Raw genomic sequence first — 412 nt, forward strand, 5'->3', positions numbered from 1 at the left:
TTCTATCTCTTCATTTTTAGATTCGACTGCATATGCTAAAACTTCTATTTCAGGATCACTACTCTCATTGTTACTAGAACCTTGATTATCCTTTTTTTCCCTACTTCTTCTAATTATCTGAATAGCTAGCTTATCAGCTTCCTCTTTGTTTCTAGAATCCTGATTGACAAATTTGTCATATTCATCCATATGTTGAGCTATGTAAGATCTATCAAGTTCAAAAATATGAATTATTTGAGCAATAAGTCTTTTAAATACTTCAAAGGTTTTATTATATTGAAGTCCTTCTCGACTTGATTTATCTTCAAAAGCGATGTTAGTTAGTCTCGATATTTTTATTGCTCCTGATACGTTTTCAGGATTAACTCTATAGCCAGTACCTTTTTTTGCAACACCTGCAGGACTTTGTGCT

Annotated in this window: 1 pseudogene; it reads right to left on the reverse strand. The window is 32.0% G+C overall.

The features are described 5' to 3' along the window. Positions 1 to 412: pseudogene (locus tag BTV99_RS13555) on the reverse strand (hypothetical protein); the annotation flags it as partial.

The organism is Psychrobacter sp. Rd 27.2, assembly GCF_001921755.1.
Lineage (GTDB): Bacteria > Pseudomonadota > Gammaproteobacteria > Pseudomonadales > Moraxellaceae > Psychrobacter > Psychrobacter celer.